This window comes from Chitinophagaceae bacterium, assembly GCA_016699815.1.
In the GTDB taxonomy this organism is placed as follows: domain Bacteria; phylum Bacteroidota; class Bacteroidia; order Chitinophagales; family Chitinophagaceae; genus Ferruginibacter.
Genome location: CP065012.1, coordinates 2,224,719 through 2,243,735 on the forward strand (window position 1 = coordinate 2,224,719; position 19,017 = coordinate 2,243,735).

At 35.6% G+C, this 19,017-nt stretch carries 25 protein-coding genes and 2 pseudogenes; all 27 read right to left on the reverse strand.

Annotation, left to right across the window (positions count from 1 at the left end; genetic code table 11):
* Positions 1–47: 47 nt before the first annotated feature.
* The 27 genes and pseudogenes from merTP to IPO46_10065 all read right to left on the reverse strand — a co-directional run bounded on the left by merTP (position 48) and on the right by IPO46_10065 (position 18,314).
* Positions 48–665 carry a mercuric transport protein MerTP gene (gene merTP, locus IPO46_09935; GenBank protein ID QQS62427.1) on the reverse strand — a complete coding sequence of 206 codons (618 nt, stop codon included), beginning with the start codon at positions 663–665 and terminating at the stop codon, positions 48–50.
* On the reverse strand, positions 662–1,033 hold the full coding sequence (locus IPO46_09940; protein QQS62428.1) for a helix-turn-helix transcriptional regulator: 372 nt from the start codon (positions 1,031–1,033) through the stop codon (positions 662–664). Before IPO46_09940 ends, merTP begins: the two co-directional genes overlap by 4 nt.
* A 567-nt stretch (positions 1,034–1,600) precedes the next feature.
* A complete protein-coding gene (locus IPO46_09945) occupies positions 1,601–1,906 on the reverse strand; it encodes a hypothetical protein (protein ID QQS62429.1) in 306 nt (101 codons plus the stop codon).
* A 182-nt stretch (positions 1,907–2,088) separates the two neighbouring features.
* A pseudogene (locus IPO46_09950) lies at positions 2,089–2,402 on the reverse strand (helix-turn-helix transcriptional regulator).
* Positions 2,399–2,754, reverse strand: a pseudogene (locus IPO46_09955) (type II toxin-antitoxin system RelE/ParE family toxin). The pseudogenes IPO46_09950 and IPO46_09955 overlap by 4 nt, the downstream one beginning before the upstream one ends.
* A 463-nt stretch (positions 2,755–3,217) precedes the next feature.
* Positions 3,218–4,300: a DUF262 domain-containing protein gene (locus tag IPO46_09960; GenBank protein QQS62430.1), complete on the reverse strand. Its 1,083-nt coding sequence runs from the start codon at positions 4,298–4,300 to the stop codon at positions 3,218–3,220.
* Entirely contained in the window at positions 4,297–5,355 is a 1,059-nt protein-coding gene (locus tag IPO46_09965) for an adenine-specific methyltransferase EcoRI family protein (protein QQS62431.1), read from the reverse strand. Before IPO46_09965 ends, IPO46_09960 begins: the two co-directional genes overlap by 4 nt.
* Before the next feature lie 413 nt (positions 5,356–5,768).
* Positions 5,769–6,131 (reverse strand): hypothetical protein, encoded by a 363-nt coding sequence (locus IPO46_09970; GenBank protein QQS62432.1) that lies wholly within the window; start codon positions 6,129–6,131, stop codon positions 5,769–5,771.
* A gap of 21 nt (positions 6,132–6,152) precedes the next feature.
* Positions 6,153–6,611 carry a hypothetical protein gene (locus IPO46_09975; protein QQS62433.1) on the reverse strand — a complete coding sequence of 153 codons (459 nt, stop codon included), beginning with the start codon at positions 6,609–6,611 and terminating at the stop codon, positions 6,153–6,155.
* 56 nt (positions 6,612–6,667) lie between these two features.
* Positions 6,668–7,180 carry a hypothetical protein gene (locus IPO46_09980; protein QQS62434.1) on the reverse strand — a complete coding sequence of 171 codons (513 nt, stop codon included), beginning with the start codon at positions 7,178–7,180 and terminating at the stop codon, positions 6,668–6,670.
* A gap of 369 nt (positions 7,181–7,549) precedes the next feature.
* A complete protein-coding gene (locus IPO46_09985) occupies positions 7,550–7,975 on the reverse strand; it encodes a hypothetical protein (protein ID QQS62435.1) in 426 nt (141 codons plus the stop codon).
* Positions 7,976–7,979: 4 nt separating this feature from the next.
* A complete protein-coding gene (locus IPO46_09990; GenBank protein QQS62436.1) occupies positions 7,980–8,282 on the reverse strand; it encodes a hypothetical protein in 303 nt (100 codons plus the stop codon).
* Positions 8,283–8,528: 246 nt separating this feature from the next.
* The gene (locus IPO46_09995) at positions 8,529–9,068 is read right to left on the reverse strand and encodes a hypothetical protein (GenBank protein QQS64371.1); all 540 of its coding nucleotides are present in this window, start codon (positions 9,066–9,068) and stop codon (positions 8,529–8,531) included.
* Between the two features lie 37 nt (positions 9,069–9,105).
* Positions 9,106–9,561, reverse strand: a complete 456-nt coding sequence (locus IPO46_10000; protein ID QQS62437.1) for a DUF5343 domain-containing protein — start codon at positions 9,559–9,561, stop codon at positions 9,106–9,108.
* Entirely contained in the window at positions 9,483–9,737 is a 255-nt protein-coding gene (locus tag IPO46_10005; protein QQS62438.1) for a DUF5343 domain-containing protein, read from the reverse strand. Before IPO46_10005 ends, IPO46_10000 begins: the two co-directional genes overlap by 79 nt.
* Positions 9,738–10,146: 409 nt before the next feature.
* On the reverse strand, positions 10,147–11,466 hold the full coding sequence (locus IPO46_10010; protein QQS62439.1) for a hypothetical protein: 1,320 nt from the start codon (positions 11,464–11,466) through the stop codon (positions 10,147–10,149).
* A gap of 104 nt (positions 11,467–11,570) precedes the next feature.
* Positions 11,571–12,422: a hypothetical protein gene (locus IPO46_10015; protein QQS62440.1), complete on the reverse strand. Its 852-nt coding sequence runs from the start codon at positions 12,420–12,422 to the stop codon at positions 11,571–11,573.
* Positions 12,419–13,489, reverse strand: coding sequence for an RHS repeat protein (locus IPO46_10020; protein ID QQS62441.1), 1,071 nt, complete (start codon positions 13,487–13,489; stop codon positions 12,419–12,421). The genes IPO46_10015 and IPO46_10020 overlap by 4 nt, the downstream gene beginning before the upstream one ends.
* Positions 13,476–13,784 carry an RHS repeat protein gene (locus IPO46_10025; GenBank protein QQS62442.1) on the reverse strand — a complete coding sequence of 103 codons (309 nt, stop codon included), beginning with the start codon at positions 13,782–13,784 and terminating at the stop codon, positions 13,476–13,478. Before IPO46_10025 ends, IPO46_10020 begins: the two co-directional genes overlap by 14 nt.
* Positions 13,781–14,236 carry an RHS repeat protein gene (locus IPO46_10030; protein ID QQS64372.1) on the reverse strand — a complete coding sequence of 152 codons (456 nt, stop codon included), beginning with the start codon at positions 14,234–14,236 and terminating at the stop codon, positions 13,781–13,783. Before IPO46_10030 ends, IPO46_10025 begins: the two co-directional genes overlap by 4 nt.
* 94 nt (positions 14,237–14,330) lie before the next feature.
* Positions 14,331–14,906, reverse strand: coding sequence for a hypothetical protein (locus IPO46_10035; protein ID QQS62443.1), 576 nt, complete (start codon positions 14,904–14,906; stop codon positions 14,331–14,333).
* 357 nt (positions 14,907–15,263) lie between these two features.
* The gene (locus IPO46_10040; protein QQS62444.1) at positions 15,264–15,611 is read right to left on the reverse strand and encodes a hypothetical protein; all 348 of its coding nucleotides are present in this window, start codon (positions 15,609–15,611) and stop codon (positions 15,264–15,266) included.
* Between the two features lie 659 nt (positions 15,612–16,270).
* On the reverse strand, positions 16,271–16,489 hold the full coding sequence (locus IPO46_10045) for a hypothetical protein (protein QQS62445.1): 219 nt from the start codon (positions 16,487–16,489) through the stop codon (positions 16,271–16,273).
* 302 nt (positions 16,490–16,791) lie between these two features.
* Positions 16,792–16,953, reverse strand: coding sequence for a hypothetical protein (locus IPO46_10050; GenBank protein QQS62446.1), 162 nt, complete (start codon positions 16,951–16,953; stop codon positions 16,792–16,794).
* A 380-nt stretch (positions 16,954–17,333) separates the two neighbouring features.
* On the reverse strand, positions 17,334–17,585 hold the full coding sequence (locus tag IPO46_10055) for a hypothetical protein (protein QQS62447.1): 252 nt from the start codon (positions 17,583–17,585) through the stop codon (positions 17,334–17,336).
* Between the two features lie 7 nt (positions 17,586–17,592).
* Positions 17,593–17,793, reverse strand: coding sequence for a hypothetical protein (locus IPO46_10060; protein QQS62448.1), 201 nt, complete (start codon positions 17,791–17,793; stop codon positions 17,593–17,595).
* A 206-nt stretch (positions 17,794–17,999) separates the two neighbouring features.
* On the reverse strand, positions 18,000–18,314 hold the full coding sequence (locus tag IPO46_10065) for a hypothetical protein (GenBank protein ID QQS62449.1): 315 nt from the start codon (positions 18,312–18,314) through the stop codon (positions 18,000–18,002).
* Between the last annotated feature and the right edge of the window lie 703 nt (positions 18,315–19,017).

A 19,017-nucleotide genomic window follows, 5' to 3' on the forward strand; every position in this document is an offset into this window, starting at 1 on the left:
ACAAATGGGACAAGTAATAACAGATTGAAGTATGATAGTTTTGTCCATTAGTTGTTGATTACAGATTGAGAAGTTACTTTATAGCCAGTTTTATTTATGACGGATACAAGGCTGTCAACGGAAGTTTTACTGTTGTCAAACTTCACAAGACTGTTGCCTTTTTCGTAAGAAGTATTGTACTCAATCACTCCCGATGTTTTTGAAAGTTCGCTGTTTATATGTTCTGTACAGCCTTCACAGGTCATACCTTTTATTTTAAATTCCGCTGTCTGTATATTGCTTTTATCAACAATAATAACTTTTGCTTGTTGTGGTTTTGGATAAAACACTTTTGCGTAGTAAGGAAATGCAATTAATAGTCCTGCAACCACAGTAACGATTGCTAAAAATAATTTTGATTGCCAAAATGATTTTTTATTATCTCCTTTACAGTCGCAGTCAACTTGCTTTTGTGGTTTTAGTTTTTGATACCAGGCAAATGCAAAAACTGCAATTGTCAAACCGATTAAATAAGGACGAAAAGGCTCAATCCACGAAAACGAAGAAGCAAGTCCGCTTGCACCGCCTAAGAAAGCTAAAACAGGTGTGATGCAACAAAGAGAAGCTGCAACTGCAGCAAAAATCCCTGCAACCCAACTTTTGCTATTTTTTGTTTTCGTTGTCATACGGCCGCCAAATTTTGTTGATTGATTATTTTAAAGAACGGTCTTAAAACTTTTAAATGTTCGCTGCGTAAAGAATAGAAAATAGTTTGGCCTACTTTTCTGGCTTCAATAATGTTGCCGTCTTTTAGTTTGCGTAAGTGTTGGGAAATTGCAGGAATACTCATTCCTAAAATATCGCTAAGGTCACAGGGGCAAAGTTCGTTTTCTTCTTCAAGCAGAAACAGAATTTTCAACCGAACTTCGTTACCTGCCAAAGCAAGAACTTGTCCTAACTGCAAAAATGATTTTGAATTTGCTTTTAATTTTTCACGGCAACTTTTGATTTGTTCTATGTCTGCCTGAAGCCGTATGCAAGTGTCGTTTGCCATTGTCAATTTTGTTTGTCGTGTCAAAAGTAGTGAAGATTACTTATTTAAGCAAATACTTAAATACAAAATTGTCAGCAGGGTTACAAAGTGTCCTTGAAGTGTCGCCAAAAATGTCCGCTTGAATAATTGGAAAGTGTCCAATAGGGTTGCAGCTAACGTTTTGCAGCTTGGCGAAGTGGCGGAAATCGAAGCACAAATGTTCAGTTTTGCACAAAAGTTCAATCGAAGAACTGAACTTGAATTTAGCACTGAACCCGCCATTTTGCCAAACTGCTGTTATAGGCTGTTGTTGTTTTGTTTATCGTCATTTTGATGTTCGTCTTATACCCAAAACAAGCCCTACAATAATTCCTGCCGTCAAAGTTAAAACTAAATTTAAAATTGTCGGTGTCGGATGAAAACCTTCTCCTGCTGTCAATTCGTAAAAGAGGTCAAAAATTTTGTTTGTGTCGTGTGAATGATAGTAACAAGGGTCAGGAATTATTAGTCTTTCCAAAATGAAGAAATTCAAAACGAATGTTACCACAAGTCCTAATACACAAAATCCTATAATTGTTAAAATTCGCTTCATCTTATTTGTCCATTTACAAGCATTGCGATGAAAAGTCCGAAGCAAACAAGTAATGTGTATAAAATTTTTGTCTTGTCTTTTTTTAGTAGTTGTCTTGCTAAAACTGTCAATGCAATAGTGAACAAAATTCCTTCTGTCAGCATTACGGACGAATACAAATTTGGTGTGTCGTAATACCAAGGGTTATCATTAATTGGTCCCCAAGGATAATTGTCTGTTTGTTTTTTGATTTTAACCGTCCACCATTCGTCAAACGACATAAATGTCAACAGTCCGAAAAATGCTGTTGCTAAAGTCGTCACTGTCCAAAATATTATGTTTTTCGTAGTCGTCATTTACAATAGCCTATAACGGTTGGAAAATTGGCGATGGAGCCGACTTTTAGCACAAAAGTTGAATAGAATTACAACTCTTCAATCTTGTACAAAAGTTCAATAGAAGCACTTCACCGGCTCTATCGCCAATTTTTTTGTTGTGTGCCGTATTATTGGCCAACACTTATGTTTAAATTTGATAATTCTACTTGTAATTTCACTTTTGCTTTCAAAGCCGTAAAAACTCTTAACAAAGTGTCCATAGTTACGTTGCTTGCATTGTTTTCAAGTCGTGATATTTGGGCTTTCTGAACACCAATAAGTTTTCCTAAATCTTCTTGTGTCAATTTACGTTCTTGTCTTGTCTGTTTAATCGCTTTTCCAATTAAGTCCATTTGAAGTTCATACTGAAAAGGTCTCTTTCCGCAGTTCCTATCTTTCCGATAAGTTCGTCCTGCACTTGGTCTAATGTGTATGTTTTCATTTTTTCTTATTTTTTAATAGTTTCTCTTCAAAATATTTAGTTCGTTGTCCAATGGCTTTTTGAATTTCATTGTCAGGAACTTTACTTCTTTTTTAATAAATCCGTGTGTCGAAATAACCAATGTTTCGGTAGTGGATGTCTTGTCCCAAAAAGCAAGCAACCTATATTGAAGTCCTTGATATAATGTTCTGAATTCCCAAATTTCGTTATTAAGTTTTTTGAATAGTTCAGGGTCGTTTCCAGTTTGTGCTTTACGAATGTTATAAATAATTTTTTCGTAATGCTTTCTATCTAACCCTTTCAAGAATTCAAACGCTTCGTCCAAAAATGTTATTTCAAAAAGTTTGTCCATTCGTTAATTAGTCCAACGAAGCAAAAATAATAAAAGTTTCATCATAACGAAACTTTTTTAGGTATTTTTTTAGCGAACTCTCGGGATATATGGCACACAACGTTCAGGGCTTGCCGAAGTGGGGGAAATAGAAATCCGTCCGCCCCGGCTAACTGAAGCTAAATTTATAAATAAAAGTTGATGATATGCACATAGCTAAATAGAATTACGTCCAGCTGGATATGCAGCCCAATAGAATTACAAAAAGTTGAAACACGGCTTCCGTCTACCCCCATTTTGGCAAACCCCATGTTGCCTGCTGGCCGATTTGTCGAACGAAATGGTTTTAATTGAGTCGAGGGGTTTTAGAAGCGTCTGCAAGCAACACTCTTTTACAAAGGTTAGCTTCTGTGTCTGGGCTTGTGTGCCTTTGTAAATGTGTGGTGCTTTTTTCGAGCCATTTTGTTCTTTAAAATATTGCTTTCTATATTCCAGATTTTCGTCTGTTGTCGTCTTTGCATAACATTTGGCAATTGTCCGCAGAAGTTTTTCCGCCTTCGTGCCAGGGTGTTATGTGGTCGCCTTCCATTCCTTCAATTTCATAATGCTCTGTGCAAACAGGACAAATTCCTTTTTGTCTTTCGTAGGCTTCCCGTTTTTGATTGTCACTAAATGCACGGATGTTTAGATGTCTTTCATTTCGTGTCAGAACGTACTCGTAAATCCCTTTTTTGTTGGTAACGTCTTCGTCCTGCATAAGATTTGAAATTTCATTTTCAATTTTCTTATGGTTTAATTTCTGGTCTTTGAAACTGTTGTAAAGGAAGCCCCAATTTATTCCTTTCATTTCTCTACGGTACTTTGGGAATACAACCTTTATCCAACTAATAATACTTTGAAAATATAGCCAAAGGTCATTTGCGTTTGGTTCATGCTGGTGTTCAGCCATGTATTTTTCGATGTTGTCTTTGCTTATCCATTTGATTGTGGTTTCCAAATAGTCTTGTCGGATTGGTGCACCATTTAAATAGTCGCTGCCCAAACCATAAGCAGCACAACCATTTTTGCTAAAGTATCTTTTGGCGTCTGCTACCCATGAACCTGAATAAACTGCGTTACGAAGTTCTTGCTCTGTTAGTTTTTCGCCAGCAATGTTGATGGTCTTGAACCATTCTAATTTTTCGCTGTCTGTACCACTGCATAAATAAACCATCAGTTTATAATTCAGAACTTGCTCTTGTTCGTCCTTTTGCAGATTATGAAAGTATCTGTTTTTATAGGCAAAATCGCCTTCTACAAATTGACTGATTGAAATAGTACGTTGTTGTCCGTCAATCACTTCATAATTTTCATCTTCACGAACAGCCCAATACATAACGTTGAGAGGAAACGACTTTGTAATAGTGTCTATGACTGCTTCCCGTTGTTTGTCCTTGTAAATAAATTCTCTTTGATATGGTGGTCGAATATCCAACTTGCCACCATATCCGACAACTCCGTTTTCTTCGTTGTCTTGATAACCGTTTGTCAGTTCACGAACTGTTATTTCTTTAAGTTCAATGTTCATTTTTGCACTTTCTTGTTTTTGATTATTATTCGGGAATATGGAACTGTTACAACTCCATTAACCATCATATACAAATCACCGTCAACTGCACCACGTTTCTGAATTTCTTTTCTGTATTTTTTATGTTCAGGTTTGTAGGGTTCTATTCCCATTTCAAGACCTAAGTTTGCTATTCCTACACCAATAATTTCGAATTGAGCAGGATTGTATTTGTCCATAAAGGTTATTGGAATGCCCATAAAGCCGTCATAGTCCATGGGAATATCTTTTGTTACATCAACGTTGATAGCATCAAAATTTTCAAACTTTGGATATTCTTCTGGTGTGTATTTTTTGTAAAGAATTAAATCTTCGTGTCGCTTATTTATTTCAAGATTGGTAAACCAATGAACGCCTGAAACCCTAATCATTCCTTCCTTTCGGTCAGTTGCAGTTGCGTAGTCTTCATAATGTTCATTAATGAAATGACCTGCACCACCTTTAAATCCGTAACCTAACCAAAGTTTGTTGTCTCTAATTAAAGGAAAAATCTCCTTGTATTTTATTGCGTTTTGGTGTCCAACAATTATAAACTTCTTGTCGTATTCAATAAGTTGTGAAACGTAATCACGGAATAGAGAAAAGGGCGGATTTGTAACTACAATGTCCGCTTTTTTTAAAAGTTCAATACATTCCTTACTTCTAAAATCTCCGTCACCTTTTAATTTATTTTTGCCAATTTCATTAGGGTCGGGAACGTTGTTTCCGTTCTTGTCGCCTGTGTATTCTAAATAAATTGCTTGTTCAGAGGTGTTTTGGCTGAACAAGTCCATATTTTGGTTTTTATAGCAAGTTGCGATTAGTTTTTTAAGTCCAAGTTTTTCAAAGTTGTATGAAAAGAAGTGAAAGAAATTGCTAACTCTTGGGTCGTCACAGTTGCAATAAACAACCTTGTCTTTAAAGTGCTTCTTGTAATACTTTAACTCTCTTTCAATGTCGGAAAGCTGTGTATAAAACTCGTCTTTTTTGTTGTTTTTTGCTTCCTGTAAATTATTGTTCTTTGCCTTTGTCGCCATCAATTATCGTTACTTTAAATTTGTAATGTTCTGTCGAAGCTAAGCAAAATTTTAGCTCTTTTGCAGGTTTGGGTCTGTGTCAAGGTTTTGTGAGCCTGCAAATGTGCTAAAATGTGTCCGGGCAAAAGAAGCCGAGCAAATTAAAACAGTTTGAAAGATGAAGTCAAAGTCAGACGATGTCGTTCCTTAGTAAACAGTCAGACGGCTTGCAGGCAACGGACACGGCTTGGCGATGTGGCGGTATTTGAAAATCGTCAGCCCGTAACCGCTGCTGAATAAAGTTACAACAGTTCATTGTTAATTCTGCTGCTGATTAGTATTCCGTCGGCTGGAACTGAAACTGATTAGCGAACAAAAAGATGAGAATATATTCGTCGCCCCGCCATATAGCCAAACCGCCTGTTGTAGGCAGTTTATAGGTACTCTGTTTTTTCTTTTTTAATTCTTAAAATTTTTATTTCTGATTTTTTCTTACTGTAAAAATTGTAAATAATTGCAGTAATTACGCCACCAATTACACCTGTAATAATTGCTTTGTCTATGCCCAATTTTTTAATTGGGTCTAATGCAGATATATCTGAAAAGCTGGCTGCAATACCTCCTATTAAAAACAAAGCAGTAAAGGCCCCAGCGGCTTTTAGTAAGTTTTCAAAAGTGTCTTGTTCTTTATATTTTTGATTGAGTACTAAATTGTACACACAATCAGGGTCACCACATTTAGGACAAACAATTGTGTCATAAGAAACTGAATATTTGCAGGATTTACATTTAAGCATAGTTAATTAGTTTAGATGGTATTAATTTGAATAATAGCTGAAGCCATTTGCTTTGCTGATATACTTAACTGCCGCTAAAATATTTTCTTTTAGCCCCTGAACTTTCGTAAACTCTATATAATAGCCATAACCAGTCTGAGTATATCTCTTGCCAGAACATGTTTCGAGGTTATAAACTTTGTTGTTGCCAAACAAATTGATTTGAACATACTTATCTCCGACAATGCTACAGCTTTCTATATAATTTACTCCAATTTTCCATAACTCGGCACATTCCTTTCCATTTTCTTTTACCCCATTATAGCTTCTGATTAGAATATCGTTATCATCATTAAGCTTCCATGTCAAAAAATGCAGATACTTATATCTGTTGTATGAATTTACTAAATAACTAGCTGCTTCCTTTTTTGAAGAAAATTTAATTTGACCTTGTGTTGTTAATGAAAAGAAAAAAAATGTTACTAACAATCGTATATACATTCTTTAATGTTTAAAAATTAAAATTTAGTTATACTTAAAAAATAAAATCTGAATTCCTAAGGACAATTTCCATCACATGTATTACACTGTTTGTATTTTACAACATCTTTGTATTTTGTTACAACTTTCTCAACTGAAACTGTTGGTGCAAGTATACCCCAATCTTCAACTTCAATATCTGTTTTGAACGAGAACGGATTTACATCTTTCCGAACATTAAATTCTCCTATACCTTGTGCTGGTATATATTTGGTTTCTCTAATTTCAACCTTATCGCCTTGGCAAGTTAATACTGCATACAATACGAAGTCTCCACCTTCTTGACCGTCATTTATCACACTACATTTTATTTCTAGTTTAGGGTTGTCCCCAACTAAAATAACACCTTCAACTCTATTGTAATGTAGTTTATTATCAGAAACATGAAAGTCAAGTTTTTCAAATTCACTTTCTGTCGTTTGATATGGCTCCTGTTCAATGTATGAAATTGTTTTAGTTTCACAATTCTTACATGAAGGGAAAAATAAACAAAACAAAATTAGTCCAGTTGATATAAAAGCTTTGACCATAAAGCAATTGTCAATTTGTGCCTACTCTCTCAATATGCGGTTTTCGGCTTCCCCGTTTGCAATATAATAAATTCATTTATTTTTTGTCAGACGATTCCATCAGACCTCTAAAAAATGTCATGAAAAATATAACATGAAATTTTAGAGCGTTTCGGTGAAATTGCCTACAACGTTTAAGGCTTGGCGATGGGCTGGTATTCAATGAACTTTCCGCCCGAACGTCAGCCGATTGAAAAACTAAAGCCGAAGATAAGTGCAAAAAGCCGATATTTGTTCGTCTGCTGGAACCTTAGCTGATAGCGAACTACAGCCGATTGTTATTCCTTCAGCCAGCCTATTGCCAAACCTTTTGTTGTGCGTTCGTACTTGTCACTCGATGCCTTGTTTGAATTTTTCGTACTCTTCATAAAGCCAGTCAATATATTGGTCAAAGCTTTGAAGCACTAAGTCAAGTCCAGCACCCTTTTCTATTTGAAGTCCTTTGTCGGTAACAAAAATATATTGGTGACTAAATAATTCTCTTGTTATCTCGAAATACTTCTCGTCAAGCCAATCTCTACAAAACATTTCATCATCAGGGATTTTTTTATTTTCTTCTCGCTTTTCCCCTCCAGTGTTTAAGTAGAGAAAGTCATATTCAAGAGTATTGTCTCGTGGAAAGCCTATGATGTCGAGTACAACAGCCAAATTATCAACGCAGATATTTCCGAATTGTAAGCCTTTTTGTTCTAACTCTTCAAACAAACATTCTTGTTTATATTGTTCAAGTAAAAGGTTTATGAAATGCTCCTTCATTATTTTATTTCTTGTCCTGATGTAAAAGAATAAGTGTCGCTACAAAAGTTGTCAAAGATAAATTAAGCCAAAATTGCCAACTGGTTCTATCATACAATGATAATAAAACTGTTGCAAATGAAATGAAGTGAAGCAAGTTGACAATTGTAAATACGTTCCTTCTCTTTTGTCTTGCAATTCTTTTGTGTCGAACTGCTTTGCCTGGAAAAATTCTTGTTCCGCAACTTTCGATTTGATTATTATCGGTATCAATAATTGCCCACCCAATTGAATTTGTCCCTAAGTCAAGTCCTAAAACTTTGCTCATATTGTCTAAACTTTAAAGATTAAAACTGCTGCGATTGTATGACGCACAACGGACAGGTATTGCCGATGGTGGGGAAATAGAATTCCCGTCCGCCGGAACTGCTGCCTGGCTTTTTGCTAAAGATAAATAATAAGAACTAAAGCTGGGCTTTATTCGTCAAGCCCCGAACCACAGCACAATAGAATTACTGCTGCTGATTGTTATTCCGTCAAGCCCCACTATTGGCAATACCAATGTTAGCAGCAGTTATTGTCCGTTGATTCGATTCCAGTCAGCTATATACATATAAATTCTTTGAAATTCAGATGGTAATAACATTCTGTTATGTGCAATAAAATTTCTAGTTTTTTCAAGTTCATCCATTCGTTGCTTCAACCAATGCTGGGATGGAATTATATTTCCAAAGTGTTCCCACTTTTCAATAATAATACTACCTAACATGCCAAAATCAACAAACCCAAGTAAGTCTGTCTTTTCGCCTTCGAGCCATGAGTCCTTAAGTGCAGTTGCTTGCCTGGTCTCGGCATGACTTTTAATTCTGCTAGATAGTTTATCCCACCAATCTATACCAACATTTTCTGTTAATGTTTCTCTTATGAAATCCCGAACATCATTTTCAAAGCAAAAAACAATAGAATAAAGTCTTGCCATTTCTAAAGACTTATTTCGGAGCTTGACATTGTAAGGAGCTAATGCTTCTAAATGAGTTTTCTGTTCGTTAATATCATTATCGGCACCAATTTTTATCCCGGCACCTTGAAACAACGATACTTCGGATTCAAACATCAATCCTCTAAAGAGGAAATCTCTAACATCTTTTTTCTTATTCAAGGAGGTGATTTTTTAAAGATTTAAATATTGCATTATAAACTTCAACATCTTTTGTTGCTGGCAAATGGACTTGAATATTATAATGTAGACCTAAACTACCTTTTGGCTTGGGTGAATTTGTTTTTGATTGTCCTTCGTCATCATTTTCATCATCATCTTCTGTTGTTTCTGTAATTTTTTTGGTCTTTTTTACCACTTTTGAAACTCCTGAAATATCCGCTAGTTCTAATAACGCATAAAAAGTCTTGCTCATTAACCCTGCTACTACATCACTGGTGTTGTGGTAACTTTTAAATTTACCTTCAATCAAATTTCTGTCAGCTGCTGTAGGATTTTCAGCAATTAGAAAAATATCAGAATAAGTTTCCTTTATAGCTTCACCCATAACTTGCTTTGATGTAGCGTGGTTTCGAAATTCCGAATATCGTTCTGTAGGGCTCCATCCCACGTCAAAAAACCTAACGACTTAAGTAACGGAATAAACGCTCGATGGTTTTTGGACTTGTAACCCCAATCGAGAAGAAGTTGATTGGTAAATTTAGGCGGCGCTTGAGCGTCTCTAATTTTTGCAAAGAAATCTTTGAATTTCTTAAATTCTTGAGAGTAGGTAGTTGGAAGTCCCATATTGCTTGTGTAATTGTTTTATAATTGCTGCTAACGGTTCGGGTATTGCCGAAGGCGGGGCGTTACAGCACTACTGTTGATTTGAAAAACTAAAGTTCGGTTAAGCATAAAAGTGTCATAGAAGCTCGTCACCCCCGCTTTTGGCAATACCTTGTTACCGGATGCCCTTCTGGTTGTCCGAAGGTGTGTCGTATCAAGTTTGCACTCACTTTGTCCGAAGTGATTTACATTCAACGTTGTGTCCGTCAGAGTTTGCATGGTGCGGTGGAATGAAGTTTTATTTTTTTGAAGGGTGGGAGATTTTTTGTTTTTTAATTTTTTCTTGGGTGGAGAAAAAATACTCTCTTGCAAGCTTTGAATTAAGCGTTGGCTCAAGCGACTTGCAAGAGTGTATTTTTTGTGTGAGGCTTTATTTCTTTTTTTCTGTTTGTTGAATGGCGGAATTGGTAATTGCTGATTTAATTGCTGTCCCACCAAGAAACGGAACTTTTTCCATATTCATCTGTGCTAATTTTGGAAAAGAAGAAAGTATTTCTAAGCCAGCTTTTGAAAGCATTTCACCCGCAAACTGACTACAATTATTTAGGCCAATATTGAATCCTTCTTGCCCATTCAGATTTTGGTTCTTATTAAATCTTGATTGAGCCGATCTTAAAGCTCTATCAAATAATGATTTTGGAACCTTTACATCAGTATATCCAAAATTTCCTCCATTCCAATCTTCTCTTCCATTAAATAATCGCCTATCAATATGATATTTATCTGGGCGAATATCAATCTTTCGAATACGAACTGTAGATGGTCCGTTTTTATCAAAAAATATCTTATCAAAGGTTACTGCACCATGTCCTTTTAAAAATGAACCTAAACCTTGAGTTCCCTTTGGGCCGGCAAGACCATAACCTACGGTTCCTGTCTCACCTGTCATTGGATTAAAATTTCTACCAGCAGCACCCATTGCGGCAATATTTGCTGCTTTAGAAATTCCCGAAAATAAAGCTCCCCACTTATCAGCAGTAGAAGAATTTGAGTCGAGTAAAATTTCCGCTTCCTCAATGGGTAATAAGCTTACGACATTATCTAAAGCTCCTCTACCAGTTCCTATGACAGATGCCGCCAAGCCATATCCTATTTCTGGTAATATACCAGCAGTTTCTCCAAAGGTATTAAAGTGCCAATCTGTTAAATCACCTTTCGTTTCAGAGACACCATTGTAAATAGCATCTTGAAAGCCTAAGGAAGCCATATTAGATAATGTAGTAACTCCAATCCAAGCATTCGCACCGAGGTCTGAAACGAATCCTGTTGACTTTCTTTCAACCATCTTCTTTAATCCTCCGGCTGTAATTGCATTTGCGATTCCAAAAGATGTATCGCTGATAAGCTTTCTCATGTTTTCTCTTTCGTCTTCTGTTGCAGGAGCAACGCCTGAAAGCTTTGGTGTCCATGTGTCAGAAACTAACCCTAACGCATCACGCCTGTTAATTGGGTCATGAGCACAATACTGATGTTGATTATTGCTTTCTAGATGTCCGGAAATGTCTCTCTGAAAAAATAATCCTACCTGCTCATCATAAACCCTTTTTCTAAAATCATATTTATCTATTGACTTAATTTGGGGTCTTCCGCTAAAAAGAATAGTAGTTAAAGAATTACTTGACGGAATTATATTCTTCCCAGAATCAAAAACAGCAGGAGAACCAAAAGAACTAAAATCAAAATATTGCAAAGGATTACTGTTATTATCAGTAATGCTGCTTAAAGAAAGTACGCTGTTTTGATGATAGAAATAATTTGATTGTCCCTTACTTTGAACAATATATTCATCAAGACCTAACCCAAAAGTATTTTGAAGTGTATTGCCGCCTTGCGGCTTTTCCTGTATTGAACGAAGTCCGTCATAAAAAACAGGTTTGAAATATTGTTTTCTTTCCGTTCAATTATCCTGCCTTCGCCATCATAATGATGCTCAAGCAAAACAGCATTATCTGATTTCTGAACAACTTTTAAAAGGTTATCAAACGCATCATAATAATAATTGAATAAATTATCAGAAGTTCGATTACCGTTTTTATCATAAGTATAATTGATGTTTGCTCCACCTGAAATGGAATTTAATTGCAAGAGATTATTGTATGCTGTATTAAACTGCACTCCGTCTATATTCCAACTCGCTCTTTTATCATTGTCGGAAAGAGTATAACTTTCCTTATGGGCAGCGGCATTCGGATTTAAGCCGTTCAAAAAAGCATCAATACTTGGCTGGTCGTTTAAGTTATTTGGAATCGCTGCATTTATTCCGGTATAACTTTCAGTCAGTCGGCTAAGTCCATCGTAGCTGAAATATTTGTTTGTGTTAGGTAAAGAATCTCTGGTAATGATTTTTTTTCTTTTATCACCGTCAAACAAATATTGCTCTCCATCAATTATGTTACCAGCATTGTCTTTAACCTTAAAACCTGATAACCAACCTTCAATGTCATAATTATATTCTGTTACAGATTTATTCGCATATTTTTTATTATTCAAAAACAGCCCTTCATACTGAAATGCTGATAATATCGTTCCTTCTGCAAAATCATTAATCAAACAATTTGCAGTTCCTTTCTTTTCAAATACAACCTCCTTGATTCTGCCTAATGCATCCAATTTGTATTTATCTATTCTTCCATCAGGAAAAGTCAAAGCAATGCTGTTGTTAATGTCATCAAATATTTTCCTGATGGTTTCAGTCCCTTGTTTTTCTTCAATAGGTCTGTTGAAGCTGTCAAACTTTTTGAAATGGTATGAGTTCCGCTTGAAACTGAATTAATTCTTCCAAAGCTGTCATAGCCATAAGTCAAAGGCGGAGTTGGCAGTGTTCCGCCATTTACATGAAAATCCATTTGGGTCAATTGACCTTTAGGATTGTAACTGAAATTGGTTATTGTGCCATTGCAATCAGTTTCCTTTTTCAAAAAGCCTAAAGCGTCATATTCTTTAATTATTGAAGAATTATCGGGGTATTGAGTTTTAAAAAGATTGCTTTTTTCATCATAAAAATATTTCGTCAAATTATTTTCCGCATCCTGATATGAATTCAACCTGCCAATCAAATCTCTGTTCCATTGGTTTATTATGATTTCATTTCCTGTTCTAATTAAACCAGTTTTGATAGTTAGACCATTAATATCATAATACAAATTTACTTGTTGTCCTAAGGCATTAATAACACTTGTCTTTAAATTTCTGTCGTCATAAATAAACGAAACTTTGTTTCCTAAAGGATCAGAAGTTTGTATTGGACGGTTCCTTGAATCATAAGAAACACCTTGGCTGAAAGATAAATAATTACCTGAAGTGCTATTAAAAGATTCAGTTTTATCAGAAATAATGTTTCCATTTGCATCATAAGAATTAGCCTGTCGGTTTCCTAATGGATCAGTAACCAAAACAGTTCTACCAATGCCATCATAATCAATTTTTGTAGCGTTGTTTTGATGATTAATTGCTTTTATCGTGAGGTTGTCTTTATCATAAAACAATTGAGAAGTTAAACCATTTATATCTGACTCTATCAATCTGCCTTTTTCGTCAAATGAAAAGGTATGAGTTTGCAGAATGGAATTAAGAGAATCCTTAATTATTTTTTGGGTAATCTCATCACGACTTCCATATGAAATTTCCTGAACAACTCCAAGATGATTCGTTTGAGAAACTAAACGGGCATAAGGATCACCATTTCCCAGTTCACCATACTTAAATGTTTTCAATGTTGCCGTCAGGATATGTTACCTTATCAAGATTTCCAACTCGGTCATAGTGGTATTTTGTTTTTAAAGGGAATTCTGTATTTGAAAATTTAGTCTCTTCTAAAAGCAAATTTCTGTCATCATATTTATTTCTAAATTCCTGACCTATTGGATTGATTAGCTTAATTACATTTCCAAAAAAGTCTCTCTGAATTTTAGTGATTTGTTGAGATGCTGTATTGGAATATTTTCTTACTTCAACTAACCATGAAGCAACATCATAAAAGTATTCATTGATGATAAATGAACCACTCAAAACCGGATCGCTATAATTTCCTTTTGGCAAAACTCTTTAGCAATTTTTCTGTCCTCATTGTATTCAAACTTGTAAACGGCTCTGCTGCCATTAACGGAAGGCAGTTCAGTTTTTACCAATTGCCCAATAAGATTATGTTCAAATAAAGTATCATTACCAAATCCATCAATAGCTCTTTTGATATTTCCCAAAGCATCATACTCAAACGATTTAATCAGTGAGGCTGTGCTATCGTGTGTTTTAATTTTCTTTACAAGACCTGCTCCGCTTCCATTTGAGAAATAATCATAAGTTTTTTTTCTTCCTTCCGGAGAAAGTTCTTCTACTAATTGACCTGAGGGGTCATATTTAAGATTAGTTTCGCAATTATTTTGAACGGTTCCATCGGGCAATGTGGCATCTGGATAAATTATCTTGACTAAGTTCCCATTTCCGTCATACTTGAATTTAATAGTTGTGTTCCTTCATCAGTAACAGTTTCTACCTTTTTGAAAATTATTTTCATAAGTGTATTCAGCTATTTTCTTGGGTTTAACCTGATTGTATTTAGTTTAAATACCCGAAGCAAGTTTCCATTTTTTCAATAACTGAAGCCGGGTTATTAGGGTCATGCTCATAATACTCATAGATGTCTGCCATGCCATTGGCATAATAAAATTCAGTCATTTGTCCGTTTTTATTATACCTGTATGATTGTGCCCACACCCTGTAAGAACCATCAGCACATAATCTAAATCTTTCGTCAAGCAAATTTCCCCTGAAATTAAAAGTCAAAACTTTAAGTGGTCTTTCAGGTTCGTAAAATTCAGTTTGCAGATAAGCATCATTGATGTATTCGTCAAATGGAGGAATGTAGCGGATATTAGTGTATTTGAATAAATATTCACCACCCATGAAATATTGTTTCACCACACGATTGAAACTATCATCTGTTGAGTCCGTGCCGTAAAAATTTTCTACAATTGTTTGTCCCTTTGCATCTATTACTCTGAGGATATTATTTCTTAATTCAGATAATGCCTGATCTTCGTCATACTCATAGCAAGTCATTAAACCGTTTGGGAAATCGGGAGTAGGAAAAGTTATTACTGCTGAAAGTTGCTCAATGTTATTGGAATGCATGTATTTAATTTCTACCGGATGCTTGCCTTGCTCTTGCAAAAATTCGGGTTGTAATGCTTCAAGCAAATCACAACTGCCATAAACAAAATTTATTTTTCTACCAACTGTATCAATTACAGTTTCAAGTTGATTTTGTGGATTGTAAATTAGCTGTTGAGAATTCTTATTTGTGTCTTCAATTTTATTAACGGGATTCTTTCAAAACCTGAATCTGTGAAATACCATTTCATCCCACCTTTAAAGGTCAAGATGAAATCTGAATTTTGAATCCTCTCCAATTTTGCGAACACACCTCTTGGTGGGTTGTAAAGAATAGAATCCCTGAATCAGTATATATCTTCCTGCAAACTCCCTGTATTAATTGCAATGGAACCATTGTTTAATGTTCAAATAGACATTGTAATTATGATCCCAGTTGTAACCAAATGGACCAAAGAATGTTCTGCCGCTTTTGTAGGTTCTGATAAAAACAAAAGGGAAACCTACAGAAGGCAATTCAAAATCTACTTTCTCTAAATAGAATTCACCTGTGAATGGATTAACAGGGTCTGCAACCTTTGGAGTATTCTTAGCTTCATCCTTTGATCGTTTTTCAGGTTCACCTTGAGGAGGTGATTGTGGTGGTGGGATGTTTGGGTCAATGTCTTTCTGAACAGGAGGAACTTGTATTTCAATTTCTGGCGGTTCAGTAACATTGGCACCCAATGTCTCAGGAGCTCGGTGTCAGAAGGATTGTTATCAAACAGGGATTTCGTTGGCTTAAATCTTTCCTGCTTCTTCTAACTGTTGTTTGTAGATTGGAATTGCATAATGCCCGATAGTCTTCCGGTGTCCAATCAGTTATGGCTCCAGTATTATCTCCTAAATGCTCCAATTGCAGGACCTTCACCAGCATTACAAAATATTGTCCTGTTAGCATTATCTAAAAATCTGATTGCATCGCAAGGGTCGTCAAAGCCGAATTCACTGCCGGGTTGTTGAATTTCTCCATTAAGAGAAATCGGGTAAGTTACTTTGCCGTATAATCTGACATAGCAATAATTATTTTTTGTGACAGAAAAATAATTTACTATTTAGCTATGTCTGGTTTCTTCTACATTGAGAATTTCATTCTAGATATTCCAAATTGTTTTGTAACAGCCAAATCGTTTGTTGACAAGATTTCTTTCAATGAAACTATTTTATCAACCTTCTCCTTGACTTTTGGATTGATGAAAGCAAGGTCATGTATTGAAGACTCTAAAAAATATTCTTTGGTAGAATTTGCAATAACCTCTTTTGGAAATGTTTTGATTGGAGATAGCCAACTGTTCCCGGGTCATTTCTCAAAGGTGAATTAGATGCAGAAAGCATTGAGTTCTGAATCATTCTAATGATTCCTTTTTGAACGGGAAATCATTTCTCTGTCCTCTTGGTCTTGGAGGCCTTACCTTATCTCCAAATATAGAAGGATCAACTACTTCTGGAAGTTCAAATAATGGAGTTATATCAAATGGAATTTCAACCACAATATCATCAAACCTTCCACCGTGCAAATCAACAATATCTGTGTCAATGGGTTTTAAGTTTTGTAGTTGTAACATCTTTGCTGGATATACATTCGTTGCCAGTTATTTGAGTGCAAAGTTTACGCTGTGTTATCAGCAAACCTGACACATCAACTTTGGCCTGAGGGGCTTAATTTTTTTTCTACGAATGGATATTTGCAGCTTCTCTGAAAAAATGCCCATTTGTTTCCTTCCATAGAAATTTATCTCCTACTTCAAGATGGAAGTCAATTAATAATTTATTCATATCAATTTATAATCAACTTCCGTAGCAGAATCTGATGGAGCCTCTATTTCATAGGATCCGAGAACATCACCAGTTTCCGAATCTACAGATGTTATTGTAACCTTTCAGGTGGTAATTCTTCAACACCACCAAGTCCTGCTACTCCCTTACTTGGGTTGCCTTCCCATCCATCAGGGATAACAGTGTATGATTTTGAATAATTTTTTTTCCCTTTTATTTGAATTAAAGGGGTTTGCATCATGATACTTTGCATACAATGTTGTCTCAGGCGTTTTGCATAACAAACTCTGATTCTTCATAAACTTCACTATCTGATGGTGGATTGATTGAGATGTTATCCAGAAGTGACCTGTTTGCAAAAAATGCATCAAGCATTTAGAATTGGTTGTTCTTTATCTCTGATTACAATAAGGAAGAAATCTTGAACACCTTCTATAACTCTTAATCCTTGAACAAAGGTTCTCCTGTCAGTTGGCTGTAAAATGTGTGGACGAGGTAACATTATGAAAGAAGCTCTGTTTGTTCCAGAATGATAGCCTGTAAGAAGGTTATACATTTGACTGAGTTGAGTTGTTGTGATTTGTCCCTCTCTTCTTTCACGAGAAGCATCTGTTGAAACTCCAATTCTCTTGGTCAGTTTCTGTTCCTCACCTGACCAGTTGAGCCAGTGATACCAGTTTCAATTGGAATGCCTTCCACAGGAATTGTTGCTTTAACATTTGCTCCTGCATTCCAAGAACTTTGCGTAGAGTCTGTTGTCCCAAAAGATTTATTTGTTGATAGTTTGCTTACTGAAGATGTTAAAATTTCTCCTGTTTCAGTAGCTGCTTGATAGAAATCTCTGACTTTTGGTTCAAAGTCAATGATGTGAGGATATTTATCCAAGTTATCCTTATCTTTTATCAGGATGAACGGTTACATTTAATAATACACCATAACATCCAAAGTATTCTCTGGTGATGTCATCAATTTTAGAATAGTCAACTCCTTTAACCGAAGCAAGCAAATCAATTATTTTTTGCTTTTCATCCTCAGTTGGCTGGTAGCCTGTAATGCTGCAACTTACTTTTAGGTAAGTTATTTGCTTTGCCACACTTTGAATATTCTTCCGGTATATCCTCAACCTTTGGGTCGTAAGTGTAGAGGAAATTGATGACCTGAAAGGTGAAGGCATCTTTTGTCACAAAATGTTTTGTCCATCATATCCTCGCTACAATTAACGAGTTTCCATGGAATGTCGATTGAAGGTTTAATCTGAAGTTTGACATGTTGTTATGAATTTAAATTGTTAGTTGTTGATTATGCAAATGTAAAATTAGAATTGAAATAAAGCGTTGGAAGAAGTGGCTCTTTTTGTTTTGCCTTTGGGTTGGCTTGTGCGGTTGCGGCAAAACAAAATGTGCCACCCAGTGCGGCTGAAAAAATTAAAAACAAAAAAATGTGCGGTGGCAAAAATAAAACTTCATTGCGTTGGCTGTCTGTCTGGCGGTCTGTCGTTCGGTTAGGTTGTCCAAAAATGTTCGTTTCCATGTCAGTAAGTTTGATGTTAGCACTGTCGCCAAAGGGTTTCCCCGGTAACGTTTTGAGGCTTTGTGCAGTTGGGGAATTGACCAACTGTCCGCCCGGATTTGAAGCTAAATTTATAACTAAAAAGCCGAAGTTTAGAACTACAGTCCGGCAGAATTACGTCCGCCGAATATAAAGCTGGGATATTTACTGCCGATGATTGTACTTCCGTCTCCTAATTGCACAAAAACCGCATGTTGGGCGCAGTTTTTTATCACCCCAAATTTTACTTTTATAGTAATTACATATTGCTTGAATTTTTCCGTCTTTTAACCAAAAAAAATACTTTGTCGGTTGTATTAGATGCTTGGAAAATTTAAAAGATACCATTGATTTATTTCTTAGAGCAAATGGGAGTGTGTCTGATATAATCTTTGGGAATAGTCGTAAATTTTAATCCATTATTTTCATCAGTAGTAAAACCATTGTAATTTTCGCTCTTTTCAAGAACATTACTCTCTTTGGGGTTTGAAGGGAAGCGTTTATTTATTATACTGTCAATTAAAACTTCACTTTCAAACATATTCCATACACTTCTTTGTCATGCCCTCTCCACCAAGGATGTTCCCATTCAATTTCATAATGGTGTCCATTATTTTGCGATTAAGAGAAATTAATTCCTTTTCTTTTTCAGAAAAACACTATCTCCTAAATACCCTGGAAAATCCTTTTGTTGGTCCACAAAAATTGATATTCCATCAGAAATATTAGTTGGCCTTCCGTCCTCATTAAATTCTGAAACAAAAATTTC